At 69.1% G+C, this 21,473-nt stretch carries 23 protein-coding genes; 15 read left to right on the top strand and 8 right to left on the bottom strand.

Features of this window, described 5'->3' with window-relative positions; genetic code table 11:
- Positions 1-72 precede the first annotated feature (72 nt).
- Positions 73-522, bottom strand: coding sequence for an ArsI/CadI family heavy metal resistance metalloenzyme (locus ATK30_RS11750; RefSeq protein ID WP_101435637.1), 450 nt, complete (start codon positions 520-522; stop codon positions 73-75).
- Between the two features lie 82 nt (positions 523-604).
- Between ATK30_RS11750 and ATK30_RS11745 the strand changes: the two genes are divergently transcribed.
- From ATK30_RS11745 to ATK30_RS11725, 5 genes are read left to right on the top strand one after another with little or no spacing between them, the layout of a single operon-like run.
- A complete protein-coding gene (locus ATK30_RS11745; RefSeq protein WP_101435636.1) occupies positions 605-967 on the top strand; it encodes an ArsR/SmtB family transcription factor in 363 nt (120 codons plus the stop codon).
- A complete protein-coding gene (gene arsB / locus ATK30_RS11740) occupies positions 964-2,028 on the top strand; it encodes an ACR3 family arsenite efflux transporter (protein ID WP_101435635.1) in 1,065 nt (354 codons plus the stop codon). Before ATK30_RS11745 ends, arsB begins: the two co-directional genes overlap by 4 nt.
- Positions 2,025-2,423, top strand: a complete 399-nt coding sequence (locus ATK30_RS11735; RefSeq protein ID WP_101435634.1) for an arsenate reductase ArsC — start codon at positions 2,025-2,027, stop codon at positions 2,421-2,423. Before arsB ends, ATK30_RS11735 begins: the two co-directional genes overlap by 4 nt.
- 28 nt (positions 2,424-2,451) lie before the next feature.
- Positions 2,452-2,799, top strand: coding sequence for an ArsR/SmtB family transcription factor (locus ATK30_RS11730; protein ID WP_183126515.1), 348 nt, complete (start codon positions 2,452-2,454; stop codon positions 2,797-2,799).
- A complete protein-coding gene (locus ATK30_RS11725; RefSeq protein ID WP_101435633.1) occupies positions 2,796-3,521 on the top strand; it encodes a methyltransferase domain-containing protein in 726 nt (241 codons plus the stop codon). Before ATK30_RS11730 ends, ATK30_RS11725 begins: the two co-directional genes overlap by 4 nt.
- A gap of 135 nt (positions 3,522-3,656) precedes the next feature.
- Here the strand turns inward: ATK30_RS11725 and glnA are convergent, their stop codons facing one another.
- Complete coding sequence (gene glnA, locus ATK30_RS11720; RefSeq protein ID WP_101435632.1) at positions 3,657-5,081, bottom strand: type I glutamate--ammonia ligase; 1,425 nt, start codon at positions 5,079-5,081, stop codon at positions 3,657-3,659.
- 172 nt (positions 5,082-5,253) lie between these two features.
- Here glnA and ATK30_RS11715 point away from each other — a divergent pair, with 172 nt between their 5' ends.
- On the top strand, positions 5,254-5,742 hold the full coding sequence (locus tag ATK30_RS11715; RefSeq protein WP_101435631.1) for an RDD family protein: 489 nt from the start codon (positions 5,254-5,256) through the stop codon (positions 5,740-5,742).
- A 54-nt stretch (positions 5,743-5,796) separates the two neighbouring features.
- Here ATK30_RS11715 and ATK30_RS11710 read toward each other — a convergent pair whose 3' ends face one another.
- A complete protein-coding gene (locus ATK30_RS11710; protein WP_101435630.1) occupies positions 5,797-6,525 on the bottom strand; it encodes a DUF4191 domain-containing protein in 729 nt (242 codons plus the stop codon).
- A 64-nt stretch (positions 6,526-6,589) separates the two neighbouring features.
- Between ATK30_RS11710 and ATK30_RS11705 the strand changes: the two genes are divergently transcribed.
- The 7 genes from ATK30_RS11705 (at position 6,590) to ATK30_RS11675 (ending at position 13,192) form a co-directional block, all read left to right on the top strand.
- Positions 6,590-8,689: an ATP-dependent DNA helicase UvrD2 gene (locus ATK30_RS11705; protein WP_101435629.1), complete on the top strand. Its 2,100-nt coding sequence runs from the start codon at positions 6,590-6,592 to the stop codon at positions 8,687-8,689.
- A gap of 211 nt (positions 8,690-8,900) precedes the next feature.
- Entirely contained in the window at positions 8,901-9,179 is a 279-nt protein-coding gene (locus ATK30_RS11700; protein ID WP_101435628.1) for a hypothetical protein, read from the top strand.
- 151 nt (positions 9,180-9,330) lie between these two features.
- Positions 9,331-9,678 carry a WhiB family transcriptional regulator gene (locus tag ATK30_RS11695; protein WP_067592977.1) on the top strand — a complete coding sequence of 116 codons (348 nt, stop codon included), beginning with the start codon at positions 9,331-9,333 and terminating at the stop codon, positions 9,676-9,678.
- Complete coding sequence (locus ATK30_RS11690) at positions 9,675-9,938, top strand: hypothetical protein (protein ID WP_101435627.1); 264 nt, start codon at positions 9,675-9,677, stop codon at positions 9,936-9,938. Before ATK30_RS11695 ends, ATK30_RS11690 begins: the two co-directional genes overlap by 4 nt.
- A 1,102-nt stretch (positions 9,939-11,040) precedes the next feature.
- Entirely contained in the window at positions 11,041-12,003 is a 963-nt protein-coding gene (locus tag ATK30_RS11685) for a class I SAM-dependent methyltransferase (RefSeq protein ID WP_101435626.1), read from the top strand.
- Complete coding sequence (locus tag ATK30_RS47700; protein WP_101435625.1) at positions 12,000-12,182, top strand: hypothetical protein; 183 nt, start codon at positions 12,000-12,002, stop codon at positions 12,180-12,182. The genes ATK30_RS11685 and ATK30_RS47700 overlap by 4 nt, the downstream gene beginning before the upstream one ends.
- 206 nt (positions 12,183-12,388) lie before the next feature.
- The gene (locus tag ATK30_RS11675; RefSeq protein ID WP_101435624.1) at positions 12,389-13,192 is read left to right on the top strand and encodes a maleylpyruvate isomerase N-terminal domain-containing protein; all 804 of its coding nucleotides are present in this window, start codon (positions 12,389-12,391) and stop codon (positions 13,190-13,192) included.
- Between the two features lie 222 nt (positions 13,193-13,414).
- Here ATK30_RS11675 and ATK30_RS11670 read toward each other — a convergent pair whose 3' ends face one another.
- The 3 genes from ATK30_RS11670 to ATK30_RS11660 form a co-directional block, all read right to left on the bottom strand.
- Complete coding sequence (locus ATK30_RS11670; protein WP_416332653.1) at positions 13,415-14,209, bottom strand: hypothetical protein; 795 nt, start codon at positions 14,207-14,209, stop codon at positions 13,415-13,417.
- A gap of 234 nt (positions 14,210-14,443) precedes the next feature.
- Positions 14,444-15,745: an ABC1 kinase family protein gene (locus ATK30_RS11665; protein WP_220818017.1), complete on the bottom strand. Its 1,302-nt coding sequence runs from the start codon at positions 15,743-15,745 to the stop codon at positions 14,444-14,446.
- A gap of 103 nt (positions 15,746-15,848) precedes the next feature.
- The gene (locus tag ATK30_RS11660) at positions 15,849-16,934 is read right to left on the bottom strand and encodes a ThiF family adenylyltransferase (RefSeq protein WP_167441883.1); all 1,086 of its coding nucleotides are present in this window, start codon (positions 16,932-16,934) and stop codon (positions 15,849-15,851) included.
- Positions 16,935-17,150: 216 nt separating this feature from the next.
- On the opposite strand from ATK30_RS11660, the gene ATK30_RS11655 reads away from it, so the two are divergent.
- Entirely contained in the window at positions 17,151-17,660 is a 510-nt protein-coding gene (locus ATK30_RS11655) for a M48 metallopeptidase family protein (RefSeq protein WP_101435620.1), read from the top strand.
- A 501-nt stretch (positions 17,661-18,161) separates the two neighbouring features.
- Here ATK30_RS11655 and ATK30_RS11650 read toward each other — a convergent pair.
- Positions 18,162-19,604, bottom strand: a complete 1,443-nt coding sequence (locus ATK30_RS11650; RefSeq protein ID WP_101435619.1) for a zinc-dependent metalloprotease — start codon at positions 19,602-19,604, stop codon at positions 18,162-18,164.
- A gap of 192 nt (positions 19,605-19,796) precedes the next feature.
- On the opposite strand from ATK30_RS11650, the gene ATK30_RS11645 reads away from it, so the two are divergent.
- Positions 19,797-20,816 carry a YlbL family protein gene (locus tag ATK30_RS11645; RefSeq protein ID WP_101440758.1) on the top strand — a complete coding sequence of 340 codons (1,020 nt, stop codon included), beginning with the start codon at positions 19,797-19,799 and terminating at the stop codon, positions 20,814-20,816.
- Between the two features lie 12 nt (positions 20,817-20,828).
- Here ATK30_RS11645 and ATK30_RS11640 read toward each other — a convergent pair whose 3' ends face one another.
- Entirely contained in the window at positions 20,829-21,437 is a 609-nt protein-coding gene (locus ATK30_RS11640; RefSeq protein ID WP_158242463.1) for a TetR/AcrR family transcriptional regulator, read from the bottom strand.
- Between the last annotated feature and the right edge of the window lie 36 nt (positions 21,438-21,473).

Below are 21,473 nucleotides of genomic sequence, written 5' to 3'. Positions count from 1 at the left end.
GGACTGAACTCGGCAGCGCGCTCGCTTTCGACCGCGCGCGGCGGGCGAACTTCTGAGCCGCAGCCACCGAGATCAAGCGCAACATCCTTCTGGCTTGGCGGCTTCCTCGGACGTGCAGCACGAGGCGAGCGCGGCACTGTCGGAGCCGTAAGTCGGCGAATCCGCCTTGACCGTGTAAACCTCCCACGGCTCCTGGCCCGGACCGTGCACCCACACCTTGTCCTGCACGGCGTAGCAACAGGTCGTGTTGTCCTCGGTCAGCGTCTCCAAGCCCTCCCCGGTGAGGCGCTTGCTGGCCTCGTTGACGTCGTCCGTCGACTCGACCTCGACGCCGAGGTGGTCCAGGACGGTCGCCTGCCCGGGCTCGCCCTCCAGGAGCACGAGCTTGAGCGCGGGCTCGGCGACGGCGAAGTTGGCGTATCCCGGCCGGAGTTTGGCTGGTTCGACGCCGAAAAGCTTTGAGTAGAAGTCGATCGAACCAGCGAGGTCTCCCACGCGCAGGGCGAGCTGAACTCGGGACATCCCGTACTCCTTGAATAGATGAACATCGAAACAGGGGCAGACCTAGATTGCTGTCTACTTAGATGTCTGTCAAGATAGACGCATGTCGAAGCAGCTCTTGATGGCAACGATCAGCGCGTGCTGCACCCCATTGACGCGCGAACCGCTGGACGAGGACCAGGCCGCGGAGCTGTCGAAGCTGTTCAAAGCGCTGTCCGATCCGGTGCGGCTGCGGTTGCTCTCGCTGATCGCGTCCCACGCCGGCGGGGAAGCGTGCGTATGCGACCTGACCGACGCGTTCGACCTCACCGGCCCGACGATCTCGCACCACCTGAAGGTGCTGCGCGAATCCGGCTTGATCACCGGGGAACGGCGCGGCACCTGGGTGTACTACCGCGTCCGTCCGGAGCTCCTGGCCCGGCTCTCGGCCACGCTGGTCCCGGGCGAGATGGAGACGCTGGCGTGACGACGGAAACCGGCGTAGTCGGCAAACTGTCCACTTTGGACCGATTCCTTCCGGTGTGGATCGCTGCCGCGATGGTGCTCGGTCTTCTGGCCGGCCGCTCGATCCCCGGCCTGGCCGGGGTGCTGAACGCGGTTTCGGTCGACGGGATCTCGCTGCCGATCGCGCTCGGTCTGCTCGTGATGATGTACCCGGTGCTGGCGAAGGTCCGCTACGACCGGCTCGGCAGCGTGACCGCCGACCGGCGGCTGCTGTGGCCGTCGCTGGTGCTGAACTGGCTGATCGGCCCGGCGCTGATGTTCGCGCTCGCCTGGTTGCTGCTGCCCGATCTGCCGGAGTACCGGACCGGGTTGATCATCGTCGGCCTCGCCCGCTGCATCGCGATGGTGATCATCTGGAACGACCTGGCCTGCGGCGACCGGGAGGCCGCCGCCGTGCTGGTCGCGCTGAACTCGGTGTTCCAGGTCGTCATGTTCGGCGTCCTCGGCTGGTTCTACCTCGCCGTGCTGCCCGGCTGGCTCAGCCTGCCGCAAGCGGACCTGAGCGTTTCCGCGGGGCAGATCGCCAAGAGCGTGCTGGTGTTCCTGGGCATCCCGCCGCTCGCCGGTTACCTGTCCCGGCGGCTGGGCGAACGCGCGAAGGGACGCACCTGGTACGAATCCCGGTTCCTGCCGAAGATCGGCCCGATCGCGTTGTACGGACTGCTGTTCACCATCGTCGTCCTGTTCGCGCTGCAGGGCGACCAGATCACGAGCCGCCCGCTCGACGTCGCCCGGATCGCGCTGCCGCTGCTGGTCTACTTCGGACTCATGTGGGCCGGCTCCTACGCGGTCGGCAAGGCGATCGGCCTGTCGTACGAACGGACCACGACGCTGGCCTTCACCGCGGCGGGCAACAACTTCGAACTCGCCATCGCCGTCGCGATCGCCACCTTCGGCGCCACGAGTGGGCAGGCGCTCGCCGGAGTCGTCGGGCCGCTCATCGAAGTCCCGGTCCTCGTCGCACTTGTCTACGTGTCTCTCGCGCTTCGGCGCCGGTCCGCGACCGCGGAGGTTTCGTCATGACCACCCCCGAGGTGCTCTTCGTCTGCGTCCACAACGCCGGGCGCTCGCAGATGGCGGCCGGACTGCTGCACCATCACGCATGCGGCCGGGTGCTCGTCCGCTCCGCCGGGTCCGCGCCAGCCGACACGATCAACCCCGCGGTCGTCGCGGTCATGGCCGAACTCGGCATCGACCTGTCGCGCGAAATTCCCAAGCCCCTCACCACTCAGGGCGTGCACTCGGCCGATGTGGTCATCACCATGGGCTGCGGCGATGCTTGCCCGGTCTTCCCCGGCAAGCGCTACCTGGACTGGCAGCTCGACGACCCGGCAGGCCTCCCGGTCGAGCAGGTCCGCCCCATTCGCGACGAGATCGACCGGAGGGTCCAGGCCCTGCTCGCCGACCTGGTCAGCTGACCCCTTCATCGTCTATCGTCGATAGACGATGAAGGAGGCTGTCGTGCTGGACCGTGCTGCCGCGGAAACCTACGCCGGATGGTTCCGCGCGCTCGCGGACCCGACGCGCGTACAGATCCTGCACCTGATCGCCTCCGCGGGCCGCCCGCTGCCGGTCGGCGAGATCGTCGAGCAGGTGAGCGTGAGCCAATCAACTGTCTCGGCGCATTTGAAGATCCTCACCGAAGCCCGGTTCGTCCTCGTGCGACCGCACGGCACCGCTCGGCTGTACCAGATCAACGAGCGGTGTCTGTCCTGCTTCCCGAGCGCGGCCGACGTCGTCATGGGCCGCACCGCCGTCCCCTTTGCTGACGTCGCTTGCGAGGTACCCAGATGAGCCCTGACCAGGACGCGGTCCGAGAACGCTACGCCAATGCGGCCCGGCGAGCGTTGGCCGGAGAAGCCACCGGCTTGCTGTCCGAATCCGACCGGCTCGGCGCAGTGCACTACGCAGAGGAGGACGTCCCCGAAACAGTCGCGGCCACCAGTCTCGGCTGCGGAAACCCGCTCGCCGTCGCGGACCTGCGCCCCGGCGAATCTGTCCTCGACCTCGGCTCCGGCGGCGGCCTGGACGTACTGCTTTCCGCCCGGCGCGTCGGACCCGCCGGCCGTGCCATCGGCCTCGACATGACCGACGAAATGCTTGCCCTCGCCCGTCGGCACGCCGCGCAGGCGGGCCTCGCGAATGTCGAGTTCGTCAAGGGCACGATCGAGGCCATTCCCTTGCCGGACAACACGGTGGACGTGGTGATCTCCAACTGCGTCATCGCCCTGTCGCCGGACAAACCAGCTGTCTTCGCGGGAATCGCGCGAGTTCTGCGTCCCGGCGGCCGCCTCGGCGTGACGGACCTCCTCGCCGAGGAAACCCTGACCGACGCGGAACGCGCGGCCGCCGACAAGGAATGCCTAGGCGGCGCACTCACCGCTGACGATTACCGCGCCTTGCTCCACTCCGCGGGTCTCGTGAACGTGGACGTCCGCCGTACCCACGAGGTCGGCCCCAAGCTGTACTCGGCGATCATCCGCGCCGAAGCGGCCCCACCCCCGGAACCCCGGTGATCTCCTCCGCGAGATCGTCCGCGTCCTAGCCCTATGCGTCACAGCGTTCACAGCGGCTCGGGCCCACACGGCTGAGAAACGCGAACGGCCCGCCAGCGAGATGCTGACGGGCCATTCACGTAGTGCGAGTTCAGATCACACGTCGTAGTACAGCGAGAACTCGTACGGGTGCGGGCGAAGCCGCAGCGGGTCGATTTCGTTCTCGCGCTTGTACTGGATCCACGTCTCGATCACGTCGGGCGTGAAGACGCCGCCCTCGAGCAGGTAGTCGTGGTCCTGCTCCAGGGTGTCCAGCACGGTGCCCAGGTCGCCCGGGACCAGCTTGACGTTCTTGGCCTCCTCGGGCGGCAGCTCGTAGAGGTCCTTGTCGATCGGCTCCGGCGGCTCGATCTTGTTCTTGATGCCGTCGAGCCCGGCCATCATCATCGCGGAGAACGCCAGGTACGGGTTGCCCGAGGAGTCCGGGCAGCGGAACTCGGCGCGCTTGGCCTTCGCGTTGTTGCCGGTGATCGGGATGCGGACGCAGGCGGAGCGGTTGCGCTGCGAGTACACGAGCGAAACCGGGGCCTCGAAGCCCGGCACCAGGCGGTGGTACGAGTTCACCGTCGGGTTGGTGAAGGCCAGCAGGCTCGGCGCGTGCTTGAGCAGGCCGCCGATGTAGTGCCGCGCCGTGTCGGACAGGCCCGCGTAGCCGGACTCGTCGTGGAACAGCGGCTGGCCGTCCTTCCACAGCGACTGGTGGCAGTGCATGCCCGAGCCGTTGTCGCCGGCGAGCGGCTTCGGCATGAACGTCGCGGTCTTGCCCGCGGCGAACACGGTGTTCTTCACGATGTACTTGAACAGCTGCAGGTCGTCGGCAGCGTGCAGCAGCGTGTTGAACTTGTAGTTGATCTCCGTCTGGCCGGCGGTGCCCACCTCGTGGTGCGCGCGCTCGATCTGGAAGCCGGAGTTCGTCAGCTGGCGGACGATGTCGTCGCGCAGGTCGGCGAAGTGGTCGACCGGCGGGACGGGGAAGTAGCCGCCCTTGAACCGGGTCTTGTAGCCCTGGTTCCCGCCCTCGGTGTCGGCGCCGGTGTTCCACCAGCCCTCGATCGAGTCGATCTCGTGGAACGACAGGTGCTCGGCGTCCTCGAAGCGGACCGAGTCGAAGATGTAGAACTCCGCCTCCGGGCCGAAGTAGACGTTGTCGGCGACGCCGTACTCCGAGATGTACTGCTCGGCCTTGCGCGCGATGTTGCGCGGGTCGCGGCTGTAGGCCTCGCGAGTGAACGGGTCGTGCACGAAGAAGTTCAGCGAGAGCGTCTTCGCCTTGCGGAACGGGTCGATCCGCGCCGTCTCGGGGTCCGGCAGCAGCAGCATGTCGGACTCGTGGATCGACTGGAAGCCGCGCACCGAGGAGCCGTCGAAGGCGAGACCCTCTTCGTACGCCTCCAGGTCGAACGCCTTCGCGGGCACCGTGAAGTGCTGCATGACGCCCGGCAGGTCGCAGAACCTGACGTCGATGGACTCCACCTTCTCATCGGCGATGAGGCGCTGAATGTCGTCTGGAGTAGTGGGCACCCTCGGTGACTCCTTCTCGTTCGTTACCGGCGGCTGTACTCTCTTCGGCTCACGCTAAGAGCGCGGTGTTGCCCGACCGTCACCCGAATGTTTCGCGGGTGTTAACGGGCCGCCGTCACTGCCCAGTCGACCAGGCCGGATGTGGTCCGCGCCACCGGCATACCCTGGACGGGTGGCGAGATGGACGGGTGAATGGCTGCCGGGCGCGGGCGACGGCTCCACCGCGGCGGCCCCGCGCGAGGCCCCGAAGTGGCGCGGCGAGTCGATGGGCCTGCCCGAATCCGGCGTGGGCGCGGTGGCGGGCGGCGGTCCGCGCTTCCTCGCGCTCGTCCTCGACCTCGTGCTCGCCTCCCTGATCACGGCGCTCTTCGTGCGCTATGACCTGCAGAACGCAGCCGCGATGCAGACGTTCAACCTGTGGGCCGGGGCGGTCTGGGCGGTCATTACGGTCATTCCGGTCACGTTCTTCGGCTTCACGCCCGGCATGGCGGCGGTGGGCGTCCGGGTGGCCCGCCTCGACGGGGCGGCGATGGTCGGCCCGTGGCGCGCCCTGGTCCGGATGGTGCTGACCGCGCTGCTGCTCCCGCCGCTGGTGCGCAACGCCGACGGCCGCAACTGGCTCGACCGCGCCACCAACACTGTCGTCATCCGGATGCGCTGACGGAAACAAAGAACCCCCGGTCGAACGGACCGGGGGTTCTTCGGTAAGCAAGCGTCAGCGACGGCGGATGGTGCGCTGCACGTTCCGCATCTTCGCGCCCGCGGGCATCGGGCCCTTCGGCATCGCCGCGCCGCGCGAGCCGAGGGCGGCCAGCTTCGCTTCGAGGGCGTCGACCTGGGCCGGCTTGAGGTTGCGCGGCAGCTTCGCCAGGTGCGACTGCAGCTTCTTGAGTGGAACCTGCTTCTCTTCGTGGCCGATCGTCACGTCGTAGATCGGGGTGTCGCCGACCAGCCGCGACACGCGCTTCTTCTCCTGCGCGAGCAGGCTCTTCACGCGGTGCGGGGCACCCTCGGCCACGAGGATCACGCCGGGGTGGCCGAGCACGCGGTGCACGGCGTCGAGCTGGGTCGTCGCCGCGACGGTCGGCGTGACCTTCCACTTGCCGCGCATGTTCTCCAGCGCCCAGGCGGCCGCGCCGGGCTGGCCGTCGGCCTTCCCGTAGACCGTGCGCTGCACGCGCCTGCCGAAGATGATCACGGCGAGCAGGATGCCGAGCACGATGCCCAGCGGCAGCAGCGTCCACTGAATGTTGAAAATGAAGCCGATGCCGAAGAGCAAACCGGCGACCACCACGATCGAACCGACCATCCAGGGGATGAGCATCGGGTCTTCGCGGCGCTGCATCTTGAACGCCTCGAACAGCTGGCCGCGCCGGGCCTTGCTCGCAGCGCGCTTTTCCCGCTTGGCCTGCTTGGCCGCTTCCTTGTCCTGCTTGCCCGCCATATGACCAGGATACGGCCGCGTGCCCGGCCGGGAATCCGTCGGCCCCCTCTGCGAGGATCGCGGGGTGGCCATCGCATCGTCTCCCCAGAGCCGGCAGAGCCGCGCGAGCCTGCTCGACGGGCTTGATCCCGAGCAGCGCGCCGCCGCGGCGGCCCCCCGCGGCCCGGTGTGCGTCCTCGCCGGCGCGGGCACCGGAAAGACCCGCACGATCACGCACCGCATCGCCCACCTGGTCCGATCGGGCCACGTCGCGCCCGGGCAGGTACTGGCCGTCACCTTCACGACGCGCGCCGCGGGGGAGATGCGCACCCGGCTGCGCGGTCTCGGAGTCGACGCGGCGCAGGCGCTGACCTTCCACGCCGCCGCGCGCCGTCAGCTCCGCTACTTCTGGCCGCGGGTCGTCGGCGACCGGCCGTGGGACCTGATCGACAACAAGTTCCGGCTCGTCGCGCAAGCCGCCCAGCGCGTCCGGCTGAGCACCGAGACCGAGGTCCTGCGTGACCTGGCGAGCGAGATCGAATGGAGCAAGGCGTCGCTCGTCTCGCCGGACGACTACCCGTCGGTCGCCGCGCGGACGCAGCGCGACACTCCCGCGCCGGTCGCGCAGGTCGCCGAGGTCTACCGCTGGTACGAGGAGCTGAAGACAAACGCGCAGGTTCTCGACTTCGACGACCTGCTTCTGCAGACCACCGCGGTTCTGGAGAAGCACGAGGCGGTCGCGGCCGAGTTCCGCGACCGGTACCGCTGCTTCGTGGTCGACGAGTACCAGGACGTCACGCCGTTGCAGCAGCGGCTGCTCGACGCGTGGCTCGGCGGCCGCGACGACCTCACCGTCGTCGGCGACGCCAACCAGACCATTTACTCCTTCGGCGGTGCCTCGCCGAAGTCGCTGCTGGAGTTCACGCGGCGCTTCCCGGAGGCGACCGTCGTGCGCCTCGAACGCGACTACCGGTCCACGCCGCAGGTCGTCGCGCTCGCGAACCGTGTGATCGGCGCCGCGCGCGGACGTCCGGCCGGATCGCGGCTGAAGCTCGTCGGGCAGCGCCCGGACGGTCCGGAGCCGCGATTCGCCGAGTACGAGGACGAGGCCGCCGAAGCCAGCGCGGTCGCGCGGCGGGTCCGCGAGCTGCTCGACGCGGAGGTGCCCGCAAGCGAGATCGCGGTGCTGTTCCGGGTGAACGCGCAGTCGGAGGCGTACGAGCAGGCGCTCACCGAAGCCGGGATCCCGTACCTGGTCCGCGGCGGCGAGCGGTTCTTCCAGCGCACCGAGGTGCGGCAGGCGATGGCGGCGCTGCGCACGGCGTCGATGGAACCCACCTCGCTGGAGCTGGTCACGGCGGTGCGTTCGGTCCTCGCGCGGGTCGGCCTCACCGAGCAGCCGCCGTCGGGCGGAGCGGCGAAGGAACGGTGGGACGCACTGCTCGCGCTGGTGGAGCTGGCCGAGGAACTGGCGGCGTCGGTCGAAGACGCGGACCTGCCTCGCTTCGTCGCGGAACTCGAACAGCGCGCGGCGGCGCAGCACCCGCCGACCGTCGAAGGCGTCACGCTCGCGTCGCTGCACGCGGCGAAGGGGCTCGAGTGGGACGCGGTGTTTCTCGTCGGCCTGTCCGAGGGCACCATGCCGATCTTGCACGCGGACGGCGACGACGCCGCGATCGAAGAGGAACGACGGCTGTTCTACGTCGGCGTCACGCGGGCTCGGGAGCATCTGTCGCTGTCGTGGTCGCTGTCCCGCGGGCCGGGCAGCCGACGCAACCGGCGGCGTTCGCGGTTCCTGTACGGGCTGATCCCGGAGGACCACCCGGCGGCGCGCATCGCCCGTTCGCAGCAGGGGGCGAAGCCCGGGTCGAACGTCGCCCGCTGCCGGCTGTGCGGCGGTCCGCTGGTGCAGACCATGGAGGTCAAGCTGGGGCGGTGCGGGAAGTGCCCGTCCACAGTGGACGAGGAGCTGCTGGAGAAGCTGAAGACGTGGCGCGGGGAGCGTTCGCGGGAGTTGAAGGTGCCGGCGTTCGTCGTGTTCACCGACGCGACGCTGATGGCGATCGCCGAGCAACGGCCGACCGACGACGGCGCGCTGGTGTCGATCTCCGGGATCGGCGCGACGAAGCTGGAGCGGTTCGGCGCGGAAGTGCTCGACGTGGTCCGGTCGTCGATGCGATCTTGACCGCGTCTTCGCGGTGATCGATGCGGCGAACCTGCAGCTCTCGGGCGATCTTCAGCTTTTCGGCAGAGATTTGGGAAAATAAGTTGCCCCGGTTGCGCCGGGGCGCATAACCTGCGTAGGCACCCGGGCGAGAGGGCCCGGTCTGGGGAAGAACACGACGGTTGCCGCCTAGCGCGGCGCAGTCCGACAGAAGAAAGGCGGTGCCGGTGAAATGATCAGCAATCTGATGCACACGAACCCTGGCACCGGTCTGCCTGTCTGCACGACCGTCGCCGCCCCGCGCCAGGGCACCGGTGTGTCCACGTTCGCGCACATCGACGGAACGCCTCGTCACCGTGACGGCATGCGTCGTATTGAGCGCAACGGGGCCCCGGCCGGCATCACTCTCGCGACCGCCGCCGTCGTTGCCGCGTACCCGCAGGTTGATGTCGATCTGCCGACCGTCAAGCAGTTCCGTGTTCCGTTGTCGATACGGGAGCGAAGTTCCTGACCTAGTCAGGACTCAAGGCTCACGAAGGCCGCGGAACCGGTAACCGGATCCGCGGCCTTCGTGTTTTTGTGGCTGCACAACACAAAGGAACAAGTTGTCCAGTTCGATCGCCCACCGCCACACCACCACCGCACCGCAAAGGAGCACGGAAATGTCATCCGCCATCGCCCTCGCCGAGGGTCCCTTAGCCGAAGGGTTCGACATAGGCGACCTGCTCGACGGCGTCGCCGAGCCGGAACTCCCCTGCCGCTCGCGCGACGCGGACCTCTGGTTCGCCGAATCGCCCGCGGAACTCGAGCGGGCCAAGGCGTTCTGCGCCGGCTGCCCGGTCCGCGAGGCCTGCCTCGCGGGAGCACTCGCCCGGCGTGAGCCGTGGGGTGTCTGGGGAGGAGAGATCTTCGAGCGCGGCGCGGTGATCGCACGCAAGCGGCCCCGCGGCCGTCCGCGCAAGAACGCCGCCCTCGAACCCGCCGCAGCAGCCCGGAGCGCAGCCGCATGACCGTCGACCTCATCACCACGCGCGATTTCGAGGCCCGCACCGGAAAACCGGTCCGCGTCCAGCCGAAGCCCAAGCAGAACAAGTCTCAGGAGACCACGAAGATGTTGCTTCACGAAGAACTGTCCCGAGCGCGAATACGCGACCTGATAACCGAACAGGAAGCCCAACGCCCGTGGCGCCGGGCACGAGCCGCGCGCCGCTGGTCGCGGGTAGCCCGCTGGGCGGCCAGCCGAGCGGAGCGGTACCAACCACCCAACTAACGCGGTGTTGTGGTCTGGTCAGGCAAGCCCAGGTTTCGGCCCTTTGCCTGACCGGCTGCTTCGTCCGGGAGCCGGTGCCTGCCACCGGGACTGCCTCCAGTCCTGGCTGGCGGGCGTCGGCTGTCCGGACGTTGATGCCGCCGATTTCGGTTGTCCTGACTCGATTCGTGCCACCCGGTTCGGGTTGGGTTGCGGTTCGGGTCGGGTTGCGCGAAATCGATCAGGTTCGATCGGATTCTGCCGCCTGATCACCCGGTTGCGCGCCGGGTGATCAGGCAGTTGGCCTGATTCGTTCGGCCTGATTGCCTGACCGCCTGACCGCCCGCTCAACTGCGCAACTGTGCACCTGTGCAACCGCTCAGGCGGCCGACCGGCACAGGCGGCCAACCGGTTCGGGGTGCCGACCGGCCCAATCGGTCCGGGCAGGCCGATCGGTCCGGCCCGTCCAACCGCACGGGCATCCGAACCGGACGGACGTCGCAACCGGGAGGGCAGCCAACCAGTTCGTGTCGCCGATCGGCCCAATCGGCCCCATCAGTCTGGGAGGGCCGATGAGGCCGGGCTGTCCAATCAGTCCGGCCGTCCCAACCGGACGGCGGCCAACTAGTTGCGCGGCCAACCAGTCGGACGCGGCCTACTCGGTTCGGGCGGTCCGCCGCGGGGGTGGCCAAGCGACCGCGGCGGGGCCTGTCCGTCAGCTATCTGGGTGGTCCACCGGCGTGAGCGGCCAACTGGTTGCGCGGCCGACCAGTCGGGCGCGGCCTATCCGGCTCGGGCGGTCCGCCGTGGGGGTGGCCAAGCGACCGCGGCGGGGCCTGTCCGTCAGCTATCTGGGTGGTCCACCGGCGTGAGCGGCCAATTACCTGAGCGGTGCCAATCAGTTCGGGCGGCGCGACCGGCTGGGGCGGCGTGGAGCCAGAAACCAGCAGCGATTTCGCGGGCATGGGCGCGAGTCACCGCCTACGGCGCTTAGCCGAAGGGGACGGCAAGCGACCGGTTCCGCGGCGATCATGACTTCGCCGGGACGAGCCTGGAAGGTCCGTCGGGGGACCGTCCAGGCTCGTTCTCGTCCGGGGACCGCGGACGGGTGTTCAATGAGCCCGTGTCCGGACATACGCACGACCACATCGACTGGGCTGACCGGCTGGCTCTCCTCCGCGCAGCCGACGCCCTCGACGCTCCCGCCCAAGCCGCCATCGCGGCTCGCCTAGCCGAGAAACTCCCGGTCAACCCCACGGTGATCGACCTTGGCTGCGGAGCCGGCGGAATGAGCACCCACTTCGCCCAAGCCCTGGCCGCCCGGAGCGGCGGCACGATCATCCTGGTCGACGCGACCCCCGAACTTCTCCATGAAGCCGAGCGTGCCGTACGCGCCGCAGCGCAGGACCACCGGTCGGGCGGCTCAACGCTTACCGGCAACGGTCGTGCGCCTGGGCCATCGGGCGGCCAACACGCAGCAGCCGAGGGCACCACGCCGACTGTCGAGGTCCGAGCGGTCGTCGCCGACCTTGCCGACGGTTCCCTGCCCGACTTGCTGCCGACTGCGGATCTCGTATGGGCATCGCGCGTCGTGCATCATCTTCCGGATCAGCAGGCTGCGATCGGCACGCTTACCGCAATCGCGCTGGCTGACGGAGTAGTCGCGCTCAGTGAAGGTGGGTTGTCCTTCTCTTGCCTCCCTTGGGATCTCGGACTCGGACGTCCTGGCCTAGAGGACCGATTGCAGGCCGCGCAGGCTGAATGGTTCGTCGGAATGCGCGAGGGCATCGACGGCGCCGTGCCGATGCCTTACGGCTGGACAGTCGCGCTCGAACGCGCCGGGCTCGCCGACGTCAGTTCGTTCAGCGCGCTGGTGGACCACCCCGCGCCTGGCTCGGACGGTCTCACCGACTATGTGCACCACCACCTTTCCCGTCTCGCGACCCACGGCGCCGACCATCTCTCGGACGAAGACCGCGCGACCCTGGCTGCCCTGCTCGACCCGGTCAGCTCCCACTACCTCGGCAAACGCCGCGACCTCTTCCTGCTCGGCGCGCGCACCGTGCATTACGGACGTCGACCGTGACCGCGCCCGAACCCACGTGCTCGCGGTGCGGCCGAGCACGCGCCGCCGAAACCGATCCGCTCGCTGCCCTGGCCTGGGTGAGCACCAAGGAAAACGGCGAACAGCGCTGGCTCTGCCCGGACTGCGCGCGCAACCACGTCCGGGACATCGAAGGCAAGCTGCCCGACGAGTACTGGTGACTGGATCGGTGCCGCGGCGTCGGTCGACAGGTCTGTAGCTGGGAGTTTCGTCCGTGCGTCGGACTTGCGGTGGGAAGTTCCGGCCCTTGGGGGCCAGGTTGAAGACCGAAAGATTGCGCCAGGGGCCCGTCGATCCCTGGCACCGTCGTTCGACGCGTAGTCGAAGGCACGTGATCGCCACCTGCCTAGACACCTAAGGACCTCCCATGACTGACCTGGCCCCGAACCGCACCCGGCGCGCGATCGTCGACCACACTCGGTGCCTGGCCGAGTCCGCCCTCGCGGCTGGATCCGACACCGTCGTGCCGACGGCTCCGAAATGGACGGTCACCGACCTGGTCACGTACGTGGGCCAGACGCAGCACTGGGTCTCGGAAATCATCGAGCGGCGCATCACCGACCCCACGCAGTTGCCCACGGAGATGGCCACGCCACCCGCAGACTCCCGCGAGTGGCAGGCATGGCTGTCGGAGTCCGCGCAGCGCGTTGCCAACGCGTGCTCCGACGACGCGCTCGACTCGCCGGTCTTCAACGCCGCGGGCGACGCACGGTCCGGGACGCAGTTTTGGATGACCAGCATGCTCAACGAGGCCGTCGTCCACGGCGCTGACGCCGCGAAGGCGGCGAACCAACCGCTCGACATCGACGCTGACATCGCGGCCGCGCTCATCACCAACCACTTCGCAATGCTCACCTCGCCCACATGGGACCTGCAGCGACCCGCGTCCGCCCAGGCCATCCGGGGCACCGGGCAGACCCTTCAGTGGCTGGCCACCGACACCGCCGACGGCATGGGGGCGTGGTCCGTCGAACGCCGTCCCGAGGGTGCGACGTGGCAGCCAAGAACCCGAGAAGCCGAGGTGACGGTAATCGGCCCGGCGCGCTCCCTGCTGCTGATCTTGACCCGCCGACTCTCCCTTACCGATCGCGACGCCACCGACGTCAGCGTCGACGGCGACGCTGGTCACGCCCAGCATTGGCTGGACAACACCGCTCACTCCAGCAACTGACCGGACCCAGAACCTGCCCTGCCGCAACGCTTCCCGCGGTGCCCTGAGCGTTCACGGCCAGCCGGAGAGGACCCCTGCGGGAGTGGTGCCCGGTAGCCGCAGTGGGTTCCCGCAATGCGACGACGTCACTCACTGCGGTTCGTCGGCCAGGGCCGATCATGTGCCCTCCTGCCCTCGTCTGCTCGCCAGCGCGGACGACGGTGGTCACCTGTCAGGTTTGAGTCATGCGGCATTTCCTGTCTTGTAGACGGCGCGCACTTTCGGGCGGGGCGTGCGCGTCGCGTGGCGGTAGGCGTTGAGGAGTTCCGTGCTCATCTCCGCCGGTGATTCGCGGAGTTGTCGTGGGGTGCACCGGAACAGCACGGTGCCGGTCGCGGCCAGGGCTAGATGGCTGAAGTCTTCGGGGCCTGCTGCGGTGCGGTAGCGCCACGCCAGGCCGATTTCGTCCCACCAGGCATCTGCAGTGCCGAGCCGGCGGCCGCGGCGGTCGCAGACTGCGACATTCCATTGCGGGGTGGGCAGTGGTGTTCGTTGCAGGACTCGGAGTGCTTGTCCGTGTGCGAAGGTTTCCTGGTCGTCGAGGTTGCGCAAGACTGTCCGTACGGCGGCTGAGCCGCGCTGGTTTCCGATGTTCAGTTCGGTCGTCAGCTCGGCGCGGTCCGCCAGGCCCCAATACAGCGGCAGCGACACCAGTCTCGCGATCTCGTCCGGATCGTTTTCCCTCCGGGCAAGGTCGAGGGCGGCGCGAGCGGCGCTGGTGTAGGGCAGGCCGTCGATCAGGATTGCTTGGGGCATCCGGGCAGTGCGGTAGGTGATGACGCGCGGTTCGCTGGCCGGCCTTCGGTTGTGCGGCACCAGAAGATGGATCTCCGGCGTCCGCGGATGGCTGATTCCGTGCGCGCACAACGCATCCGTGCCGGTGATGACCGTTCCGGGACCGTACCGGGCAACGGCTGCGTGCAGGAGTTCCTCACGGCTCGGAGGTTTGTCGTGCACGAGATACACGCCGGAATACACCTGTCGCCACGGTCCGCCCGGGCCGGACAACTGCGCGGCTCTTCGGTCTGAAATTCCTGCGACGCGCAGGTGCCGTCGGTGAAGTACACCGTGGGAAACGAGATCACCGAAAGCAAGGGAGTCAGTGCTTGTGGTAGTCGTCATAGATCGAGAATGACGCCTTGATCAACTGCGCGAAACCACCTTGCGCAATCTGTGGACAACTCCGCGTTGTCCGCATGCGTTGTGGATAACTCAGGCGGCGAACCCGGGCTGCCAGCGTTCCACGATGCCGCGCGCCGGGATCTCGGCGTCGAGCTGGCAGAGGATGCCCGTCGAGCCCGCGGTGACCCGGTGGATCATCAGGTACTCCGGTGGAAGGTTCAGCGAGCGGCCGACGTGGAAGTCGTTGCCGCGCGAGTCGCCGACGCGCCCCGCTTGTCGTTGCATCCAGCGGCGCGTGAAGTGGAACGTCGGCTCGGCCAGCGGCTCGGTGAAAGGCGCGAGATAGGCCAGCACCTCGTCCGCTTCCAGCGGCGAATCCGGTCGCACGAAACGGTTCTCGCGCAACAGCCGCATCAGTTCGTCGGAGTGGCCGTCCAGGGCGAGTCGCGTGATTTCGCCCAGGTGCCGCGGAATTCCGTGCGGCAGCTTCGCGACGCCGCCGAAGTCGATCACGCACAGCCTGCCGTCGCTGGTGAGCATGAAGTTGCCCGGGTGCGGGTCGGAGTGCAGCAGATGCGCCCGCGCGGGCGACGAATAGTGGAACTCCGCGAGCAGCCGTCCGGACAGGTTGCGCGTGGCCGCGTCGCCGTCCGAGATGATCTTGGCCAGCGGCGTGCCAGTGGCCCACTCGCTGACCACGACCTTCGGCGCGCTCGCCACGACACGCGGGATCAGGAACTCGGGATCGCCCTCGAACGCCTTCGCGAACGCGCGCTGGTTGTCGGCCTCGGCGAGGTAGTCGAGCTCCTCGTCCATCCGCTCGGCTAGCTCCGTGAGCAGCGGCTTCACGTCCGTGCCGGGGACGAAAGCCTGGAACAGCCTGCTGAACCGCTGCAACTGGCGCAGGTCGCTGCGCAGCGCCTCGTCCGCGCCCGGGTACTGGACCTTGACCGCGACCTCGCGACCGTCGTGCCACGTCGCGCGGTGCACCTGGCCGATGCTCGCCGCGGCGGCCGGCTCGTCGTCGAAGTGCGCGAACCGTCCGACCCAGGACCGGCCCAGCTGCTCGGCGAGCACGCGGTGGGTCTGCCGAGCCGGCATCGGCGGAGCGGCCGACTGCAGCTTCGTGAGCGCTTCCCGGTACGGCTGCGCCATGTCGTCCGGCACCGCGGCCTCGAACACGCTCAGCGCCTGCCCGAACTTCATCGCGCCGCCCTTGAGCGTGCCCAGCACCTCGAACAGCTGCTCGGCGGCCTTGGCCGAGAGCGTCGCGCTCACCTGCTCAGCGCTCTGCCCCGCCAGTCGCTTGCCCCAGCCACCCATCGCTCGTCCGGCGATGCCGAGCGGAAGGCTCGCCAGCTTCGCGGTACGGGCTGCGCCGCGGCGAGGCATGGCGGAGTCGCGGTCTCCGGTGCGGTCGCGAAAGTCGGTCACTCTGCGATTCTGCCTTGGTAAGCACGACAACCGCAGCTTGCTGACGGCACCGAGGTGTGTCCTACGTCTCCTGCAGCACCTCCTCGGAAGTCTCCGCCGCCGGTGCGGGACCTTCCTCGACGGGAACGGGCGCTCCGCAGCCGCAGTCCGGGTGCGGCTCCCAGCTCCGGCGATGCAGCTTTCCGTCGAAGTTGTCGATCTCGAGTGTGGCGTTCCAGGCCGGTGGCGGGGTTTCACTCGGAGAGAGCAGCCGCATCGCCTGCGCGACGGCGAGCGAGGCGCACGCGTGCACCGCACCGAGATCAGCTCGCGGAATCCGGCCTACCAGCTGCGTCGCGATCCTCGGCCACGACAGGTCCGCGTCGGTCCGATGCAGGTCACAGCAGCGGAGGCACGCGCTGCGGCCCGGCACCACGAGCGGCCCGACGATTCCCGTGCCCTCGCACACCCGGACCGGCAGGTGCGAGGTCGCCGAGTCGACCAGCTCGGCTACCTCCTCCGGCGGCGGGACGAGCGTGTCGGTGAGCAGCACAAGGTCGGGCAGGCGGCGTTGGTTGCGGGCGGTGGTGACGTCGGGCGCGACCCGGGCGACCACGGTCCGGATCGCGCGTTGCCGGGGTTGACCCAGCTCAGCCGGCGTGAACCCGGAACCGAGATCGGCTTCGGTGACCGTGCCGGACGCGCGGATGTCGAGGTGCCCGACTCCGGACGTCGCGAGCAGTGCGGCAACCGCGACGGCGATCCGTCCGCTGCCGTGAACCGCGATGAGGCTTTGCCAGCGACGGTCCACGAGCGCTGGCTGGTAGTGCCGCGCCCGGAGCGACCACAAGCCGGTCTCGACGCGTTTCACGTTCTTCTTCGCCGCTTCGGTGACCAGGCCGAGTGCGGCCAGCTGTTTCAGCAGCAGCTGGAACTGGTCCCGGTGTTCGCCTACAGCGAGCAAGACGTCCTCAAGCCCGCGCCTTCCGTCGAGCCTGCGAACGCTGTCGACGATCGCCGCGGGCAGGCCGCCCGCGATGATGCCGTGCCGGGGGTCGAGGCCGAACTGGATCTCGTCGCCGTCGCGTTCGAGCACGTGGATGCCCGGAAGCAAGGTCGGATACGCCGGGAGGAGCACGTCCGGCGGCGGAACACTGGACAGGGTCATACGGCCAGCTTGGCAGCCCCGCGATGCCACTCGCGGGTGAGAAGCTGAGTTGTCCACAGGGAAATCTAGTTGTGGACAAGTCAGGGCTGTGACCTTTCGGCGCTCCAAGTTGTCGGTGCTGAGCCTTACCGTTGTCGAGTGGTCGAAGCACGGATGCCCTCCCTGAGAGGCAGGGGCGAGAAGGCCCCCTCGGACACTTCTCAACACAAGGTCGAGGTGCGGCGCAGCCAGCGCAGGCACCGGACGGTCACCGCGTACTGGAATGACGACACCCTGGTCGTCCAGATCCCGGCACGGATGACCCGCGAGGAAGAGAAACACTGGGTCGCGGAGATGGAGCGCAGGCTGCTGCGCCCGGGAGGACGGAAGACAGCGCCGCCCAGGGCGTCGGACGCGGCGTTGCTGGCGCGCTGCGCGGTGCTCGGGGCGAAATACCTGGACGGGAAAGCGTTGCCGGCCAGCGTGCGGTGGGTGCAGCCGATGCGCACCAGGTGGGCGTCGTGCACCCCGGTGGACGCCACCATCCGGGTGAGCGAGCGGCTCCAGCGGGTGCCGCAGTGGGTGCTGGACTACGTGCTGGTCCATGAGCTGGCGCACCTGAGGGAGCCGGGCCACGACGCGGCGTTCTGGGCGCTGGTCAACCGGTATCCGAAGACGGAACGGGCGATGGGGTATCTGGAGGGCCTTTCGGCGGCGGCCGGATGGGGGATTTCGGAGGAGGACTGAGCGGCTGGTCGGTGCGGCTTGGGGGGGGCGGGGTGGACGGCCAGCGGGGGAGTCTCGAGGTGCCGCTGGGCTGGTTGGCTTCGCGCGAGCGGCGATGGAGGGCTGAGCTGGTCCTTCGCCGCTGAGAGGGCCTGCCGGAAGGCGGTGGCGGATCGGCGGCGAGGGGAGGGTCGCGGGAGTCGGCGGTTGGGCGGTGCGGCGGCACCGGCGAGGGGAGGGCCTGCGGAAGGCGGAGACGGACTGACGGTGCGGAGGAACCGGGCGAGGCGAGGTGGCTGGGGAGGCAGATCGACGCAGGTGACGAAGCTCGTGAGGGCAGAGCCTCCGGCGTTGCGTGCGGCGCGAGGGTAGAGCCTTCGATGTTGGGTGCGAGCGGAGTGCTGGCGGCACAAACGCCGCGCGGACCGTCTCAACCAGGTGAGACGGTCCGCGCGGAGGGCTTGAACGGCAGTGCAGTCAGGTCGTGAGGCGACCGAACGGCCTCAGGAAGACCAGGCTGCGTCAGGAGGGCGAGTTCCCCTCGTCCTTCTTGCCCTCGTCCTTCGGGTCTTCGTCCGTCGGGGTCTCGCCGCCCTTGCTGTCGGCGTCGGAACCCGCGCCGCCCTCGGCGTCCGGCTTGGCTTCGCGGGCCTCGCGCTCGGCCTTCTCCGTGCGTTCCAGCTCCGCCATCGGATCCAGGTCGGCGTCGAGAGCTGCGGGCTCGGACAGCCGGTCGGCGAAGTCCAGGGGCTCGTCGAGGTCCTCGGCCGTCGGCATGAGGTCGGGGTGGGACCAGAGGCCGTCGCGCTTTTCGAGGCCGTGGCGGTCTCCGACGAGCTTCCACAGGGACGACGCGGCACGCATCCGGCGCGGGCGCAGTTCGAGGCCCACCAGGGTCGCGAAGGTCTGCTCGGCCGGGCCGCCGGTCGCGCGGCGGCGGCGCAGCGTTTCGCGCAGGGCGTCGGCACCCGGGAGACGGTCGCCTATGGCCTCGGCCACCACTACGTCCACCCAGCCCTCCACCAGGGCCAGCAGGGTTTCCAGGCGCTTCAGGGCAGCCTGCTGCTCCGGCGTGGTCTGCGGCTCCAGCAGGCCCGACGACATCGCTTCCTCGATGCTCGCCGGGTTCGCCGGGTCGATGCTTCCGGCCAGGGACTCCAGCGCGGAGGTGTCGACGGTGATCCCGTGGGCGAACTCCTCGACCGTCGCCAGCAGACGCTGCCGCAGCCACGGCACGTGCGCGAACAACCGCTGGTGCGCGGCCTCGCGCGCGGCCAGGAACACGAGCACCTCGCTGGCGGGCAGCTCCAGGCCCTCGGTGAACTTCTCGATGTTCGCCGGCAGCAGCGCCGACGTCGCGGCCGGGCCGAGCGGCAGGCCGACCTCGGTTGACGTGAGCACTTCCTGCGCGAGCTGAGCCAGTGCGTTGCCGAGCTGGGAGCCGAACGCCATCCCGCCCATCTGGCCCATCATCGACAGCAGCGGCCCCGCCGCCTGCTTGGCCTCTTCGGGCAGCGCCTGCATCCACGCGCCGGACACCTGCTGCGCCACCGGATCGCACAGCCGCTGCCAGGTCGGCAGCGTCTTCTCGACCCAGGTGCGCGCCGACCACGACACGGTGGAGGTCGCGCCCGCGGGGAGGATCGTCGCCGCGTCGAGCCACAGTTCCGCCAGGTGCGCGGCGTCGCGCACGGCGGTGGCGGAGTCGCCGCCGGTTTCGGACGTGAAGCCGATCTTGGCGTCGTCCCGCCCGCTCAAGTTCTGGAGTGCGATCTGTTTCGCCAGGTCGTAGTTGACCGGCCCGCTCGACGAGCCCGCCTGGCTGAGCATCTGGCCCAGCTGGCTCAGCATCTGCCCGAGCTGGTTGAACGCCTCGGCACCGCCGGGCTGGCCCGGGTTCGAGGGGTCGTTGTCGCCTCGCTTGTCGGGATCGGGCGGTCCGAAGCCGAACGGGGGATTGCTCATAGGTTCCACCGTACGCGGGTAGCACCCGGCTCAGCGCGTCAACCGTGGCCTTCACCGGGAAGCGAACAGCGTCACCGTACGCTGTCGCTCGTGACAAAACCGGACGAGGACACCGCGAACCAGTCCCGCCGCGCCGAACCGTCGCGCGCGCCTGCCCGCAGCGACCGGCGGATGACCCGCCGCGGATGGACGATGCTGGTCAGCGGCGTGCTGTTCCTGGTGTTCGTCGTGGCCGGCTTCCTGGTCCAGGTGCCGTATGTCGCGATCAGCCCCGGGCCCACCTACGACACCCTCGGCCGCGACGCCGCGGGCAACCCGGTGATCCAGGTCAAGGGACAGCAGACCTACGGGACCCACGGCGAGCTGCGGATGACGACCGTCTCGCTCAACGACGGCATCAACCTCTTCACCGCGCTCGGCCTCTGGGCCAGCGGACGCTACGCGCTCGCGCCGCGCGAGGAGTACTACAAGCCCGGCGAGACGAACGAGCAGGTCAAGCAGGAGAACATCCAGCAGCTGCAGAACTCGCAGAGCAACGCGCAGGTCGCCGCGCTGCGCCACCTCGGCTACCCGGTGCAGGTCGTCGCGAAGCAGATCGTGTCCGGCAGCCCGGCCGACCACATCCTCGCCCCCGGCGACAAGCTCGTCGCGGTCAACGGCAAGCAGGTGCGCGAGGCGAGCGAGGTCGCCGCCTCGATCGCCAACACCAAGCCGGGCGACACCGTCCAGGTCACCTTCCAGCACCTCGGCCAGCCGGAACGCACCGTGCCGGTCACCCTCGCCCAGCGCGACGACCGCACCCAGGGCTTCCTCGGGCTGACCGCCGTCGACCGCGCGGTGGCGCCGTTCTCGGTCGACATCTCGCTGCAGGACGTCGGCGGCCCGTCGGCCGGGCTGATGTTCACCCTCGCGATCATCGACCGGCTCACCCCGCCCGGGAAACCGGGCAGCGACCTGGCGGGCGGCAGGCACATTGCGGGCACCGGCGAGATCAGCGAAACCGGCCAGGTCGGGCCGATCGGCGGGATCTCGTTCAAGGTCGTCGGCGCGAAGGAAGCGGGCGCGACCGACTTCCTCGTCCCCGAGCACAACTGCGCCGAGGCGAAGTCGGCCGCGCCGGAAGGGCTCAACCTCATCAAGGTGTCGAACCTGGACGACGCGCTCCAGCAGCTGGACAACCTGAAGGCCGGTCGCCCGACCGCGCACTGCTGACCGGAGCGGCGGTCAGCCGAACTCGCCGGTGACCGCGAGGCCGACTCGCCGCAGGACGTCGACGATGCCTGCCGTGGTGCCGGGGGAGCCGGCGGCGAGCCAGCGACGCAGCACTTCGGTAGTCCCCGCGACCACGAGCACGAAGGCCGTTCGAGCATCCGGATCGTCCTCGCGCCCGGGGAGCAGGATGCTGACGAGAAGGTCGGCGAACTCGGCGTAGGCCTCGCTGCGGCGTTGTTCCAAGACCGGCTGGTGGTTCGCTTCCACCCACAACCGGCTCACGCGGGGGTCGGTGGCGATGGCCTCCACGGTGGCGGTGACCAGCCGCGTCATCCGCTCCTCCGCGGATGAGGGGGCGTCCGCCAAGGCTGTCTCCAACGCTGCTCGGATGTCCTCGAAAACCCCGGTCAGCACCGCTGTCAACAGCGCCTCGCGGTCAGCGAAGCTCTCGTAGAAGTAGCGCTTCGACAGGCCTGCGCGCCGGCAGACGAGATCGACCGTCGTTTCGGCGACCCCGGCCTCGCCGACCACGTCGAGGCCTGCCTCCAAGAGTTGGCTTCGGCGCTGGCGGCGGCGGTCTTCGGCACTGACGCCGCGGTAGGGGCGGACTGCTTCCGGCACCGGACCATCTTGACACACGCGCGTTCCTAGTTGATA

It is taken from the genome of Amycolatopsis echigonensis, assembly GCF_002846615.1.
GTDB classification, from domain to species: Bacteria; Actinomycetota; Actinomycetes; order Mycobacteriales; family Pseudonocardiaceae; genus Amycolatopsis; species Amycolatopsis echigonensis.
This window is presented reverse-complemented; position numbering and strand designations above follow the sequence as displayed.

Bases quoted from the DNA above. Each gene is read 5' to 3' on its own strand.
- ATK30_RS11750 (WP_101435637.1), bottom strand. From the start codon at position 522: ATGTCCCGAGTTCAGCTCGCCCTGCGCGTGGGAGACCTCGCTGGTTCG.
- ATK30_RS11745 (WP_101435636.1), top strand. From the start codon at position 605: ATGTCGAAGCAGCTCTTGATGGCAACGATCAGCGCGTGCTGCACCCCA.
- ATK30_RS11735 (WP_101435634.1), top strand. From the start codon at position 2,025: ATGACCACCCCCGAGGTGCTCTTCGTCTGCGTCCACAACGCCGGGCGC.
- ATK30_RS11730 (WP_183126515.1), top strand. From the start codon at position 2,452: ATGAAGGAGGCTGTCGTGCTGGACCGTGCTGCCGCGGAAACCTACGCC.
- ATK30_RS11725 (WP_101435633.1), top strand. From the start codon at position 2,796: ATGAGCCCTGACCAGGACGCGGTCCGAGAACGCTACGCCAATGCGGCC.
- ATK30_RS11710 (WP_101435630.1), bottom strand. From the start codon at position 6,525: ATGGCGGGCAAGCAGGACAAGGAAGCGGCCAAGCAGGCCAAGCGGGAA.
- ATK30_RS11700 (WP_101435628.1), top strand. From the start codon at position 8,901: ATGATCAGCAATCTGATGCACACGAACCCTGGCACCGGTCTGCCTGTC.
- ATK30_RS11695 (WP_067592977.1), top strand. From the start codon at position 9,331: ATGTCATCCGCCATCGCCCTCGCCGAGGGTCCCTTAGCCGAAGGGTTC.
- ATK30_RS11690 (WP_101435627.1), top strand. From the start codon at position 9,675: ATGACCGTCGACCTCATCACCACGCGCGATTTCGAGGCCCGCACCGGA.
- ATK30_RS11675 (WP_101435624.1), top strand. From the start codon at position 12,389: ATGACTGACCTGGCCCCGAACCGCACCCGGCGCGCGATCGTCGACCAC.
- ATK30_RS11665 (WP_220818017.1), bottom strand. From the start codon at position 15,745: ATGCCTCGCCGCGGCGCAGCCCGTACCGCGAAGCTGGCGAGCCTTCCG.
- ATK30_RS11660 (WP_167441883.1), bottom strand. From the start codon at position 16,934: ATGACCCTGTCCAGTGTTCCGCCGCCGGACGTGCTCCTCCCGGCGTAT.
- ATK30_RS11650 (WP_101435619.1), bottom strand. From the start codon at position 19,604: ATGAGCAATCCCCCGTTCGGCTTCGGACCGCCCGATCCCGACAAGCGA.
- ATK30_RS11645 (WP_101440758.1), top strand. From the start codon at position 19,797: ATGCTGGTCAGCGGCGTGCTGTTCCTGGTGTTCGTCGTGGCCGGCTTC.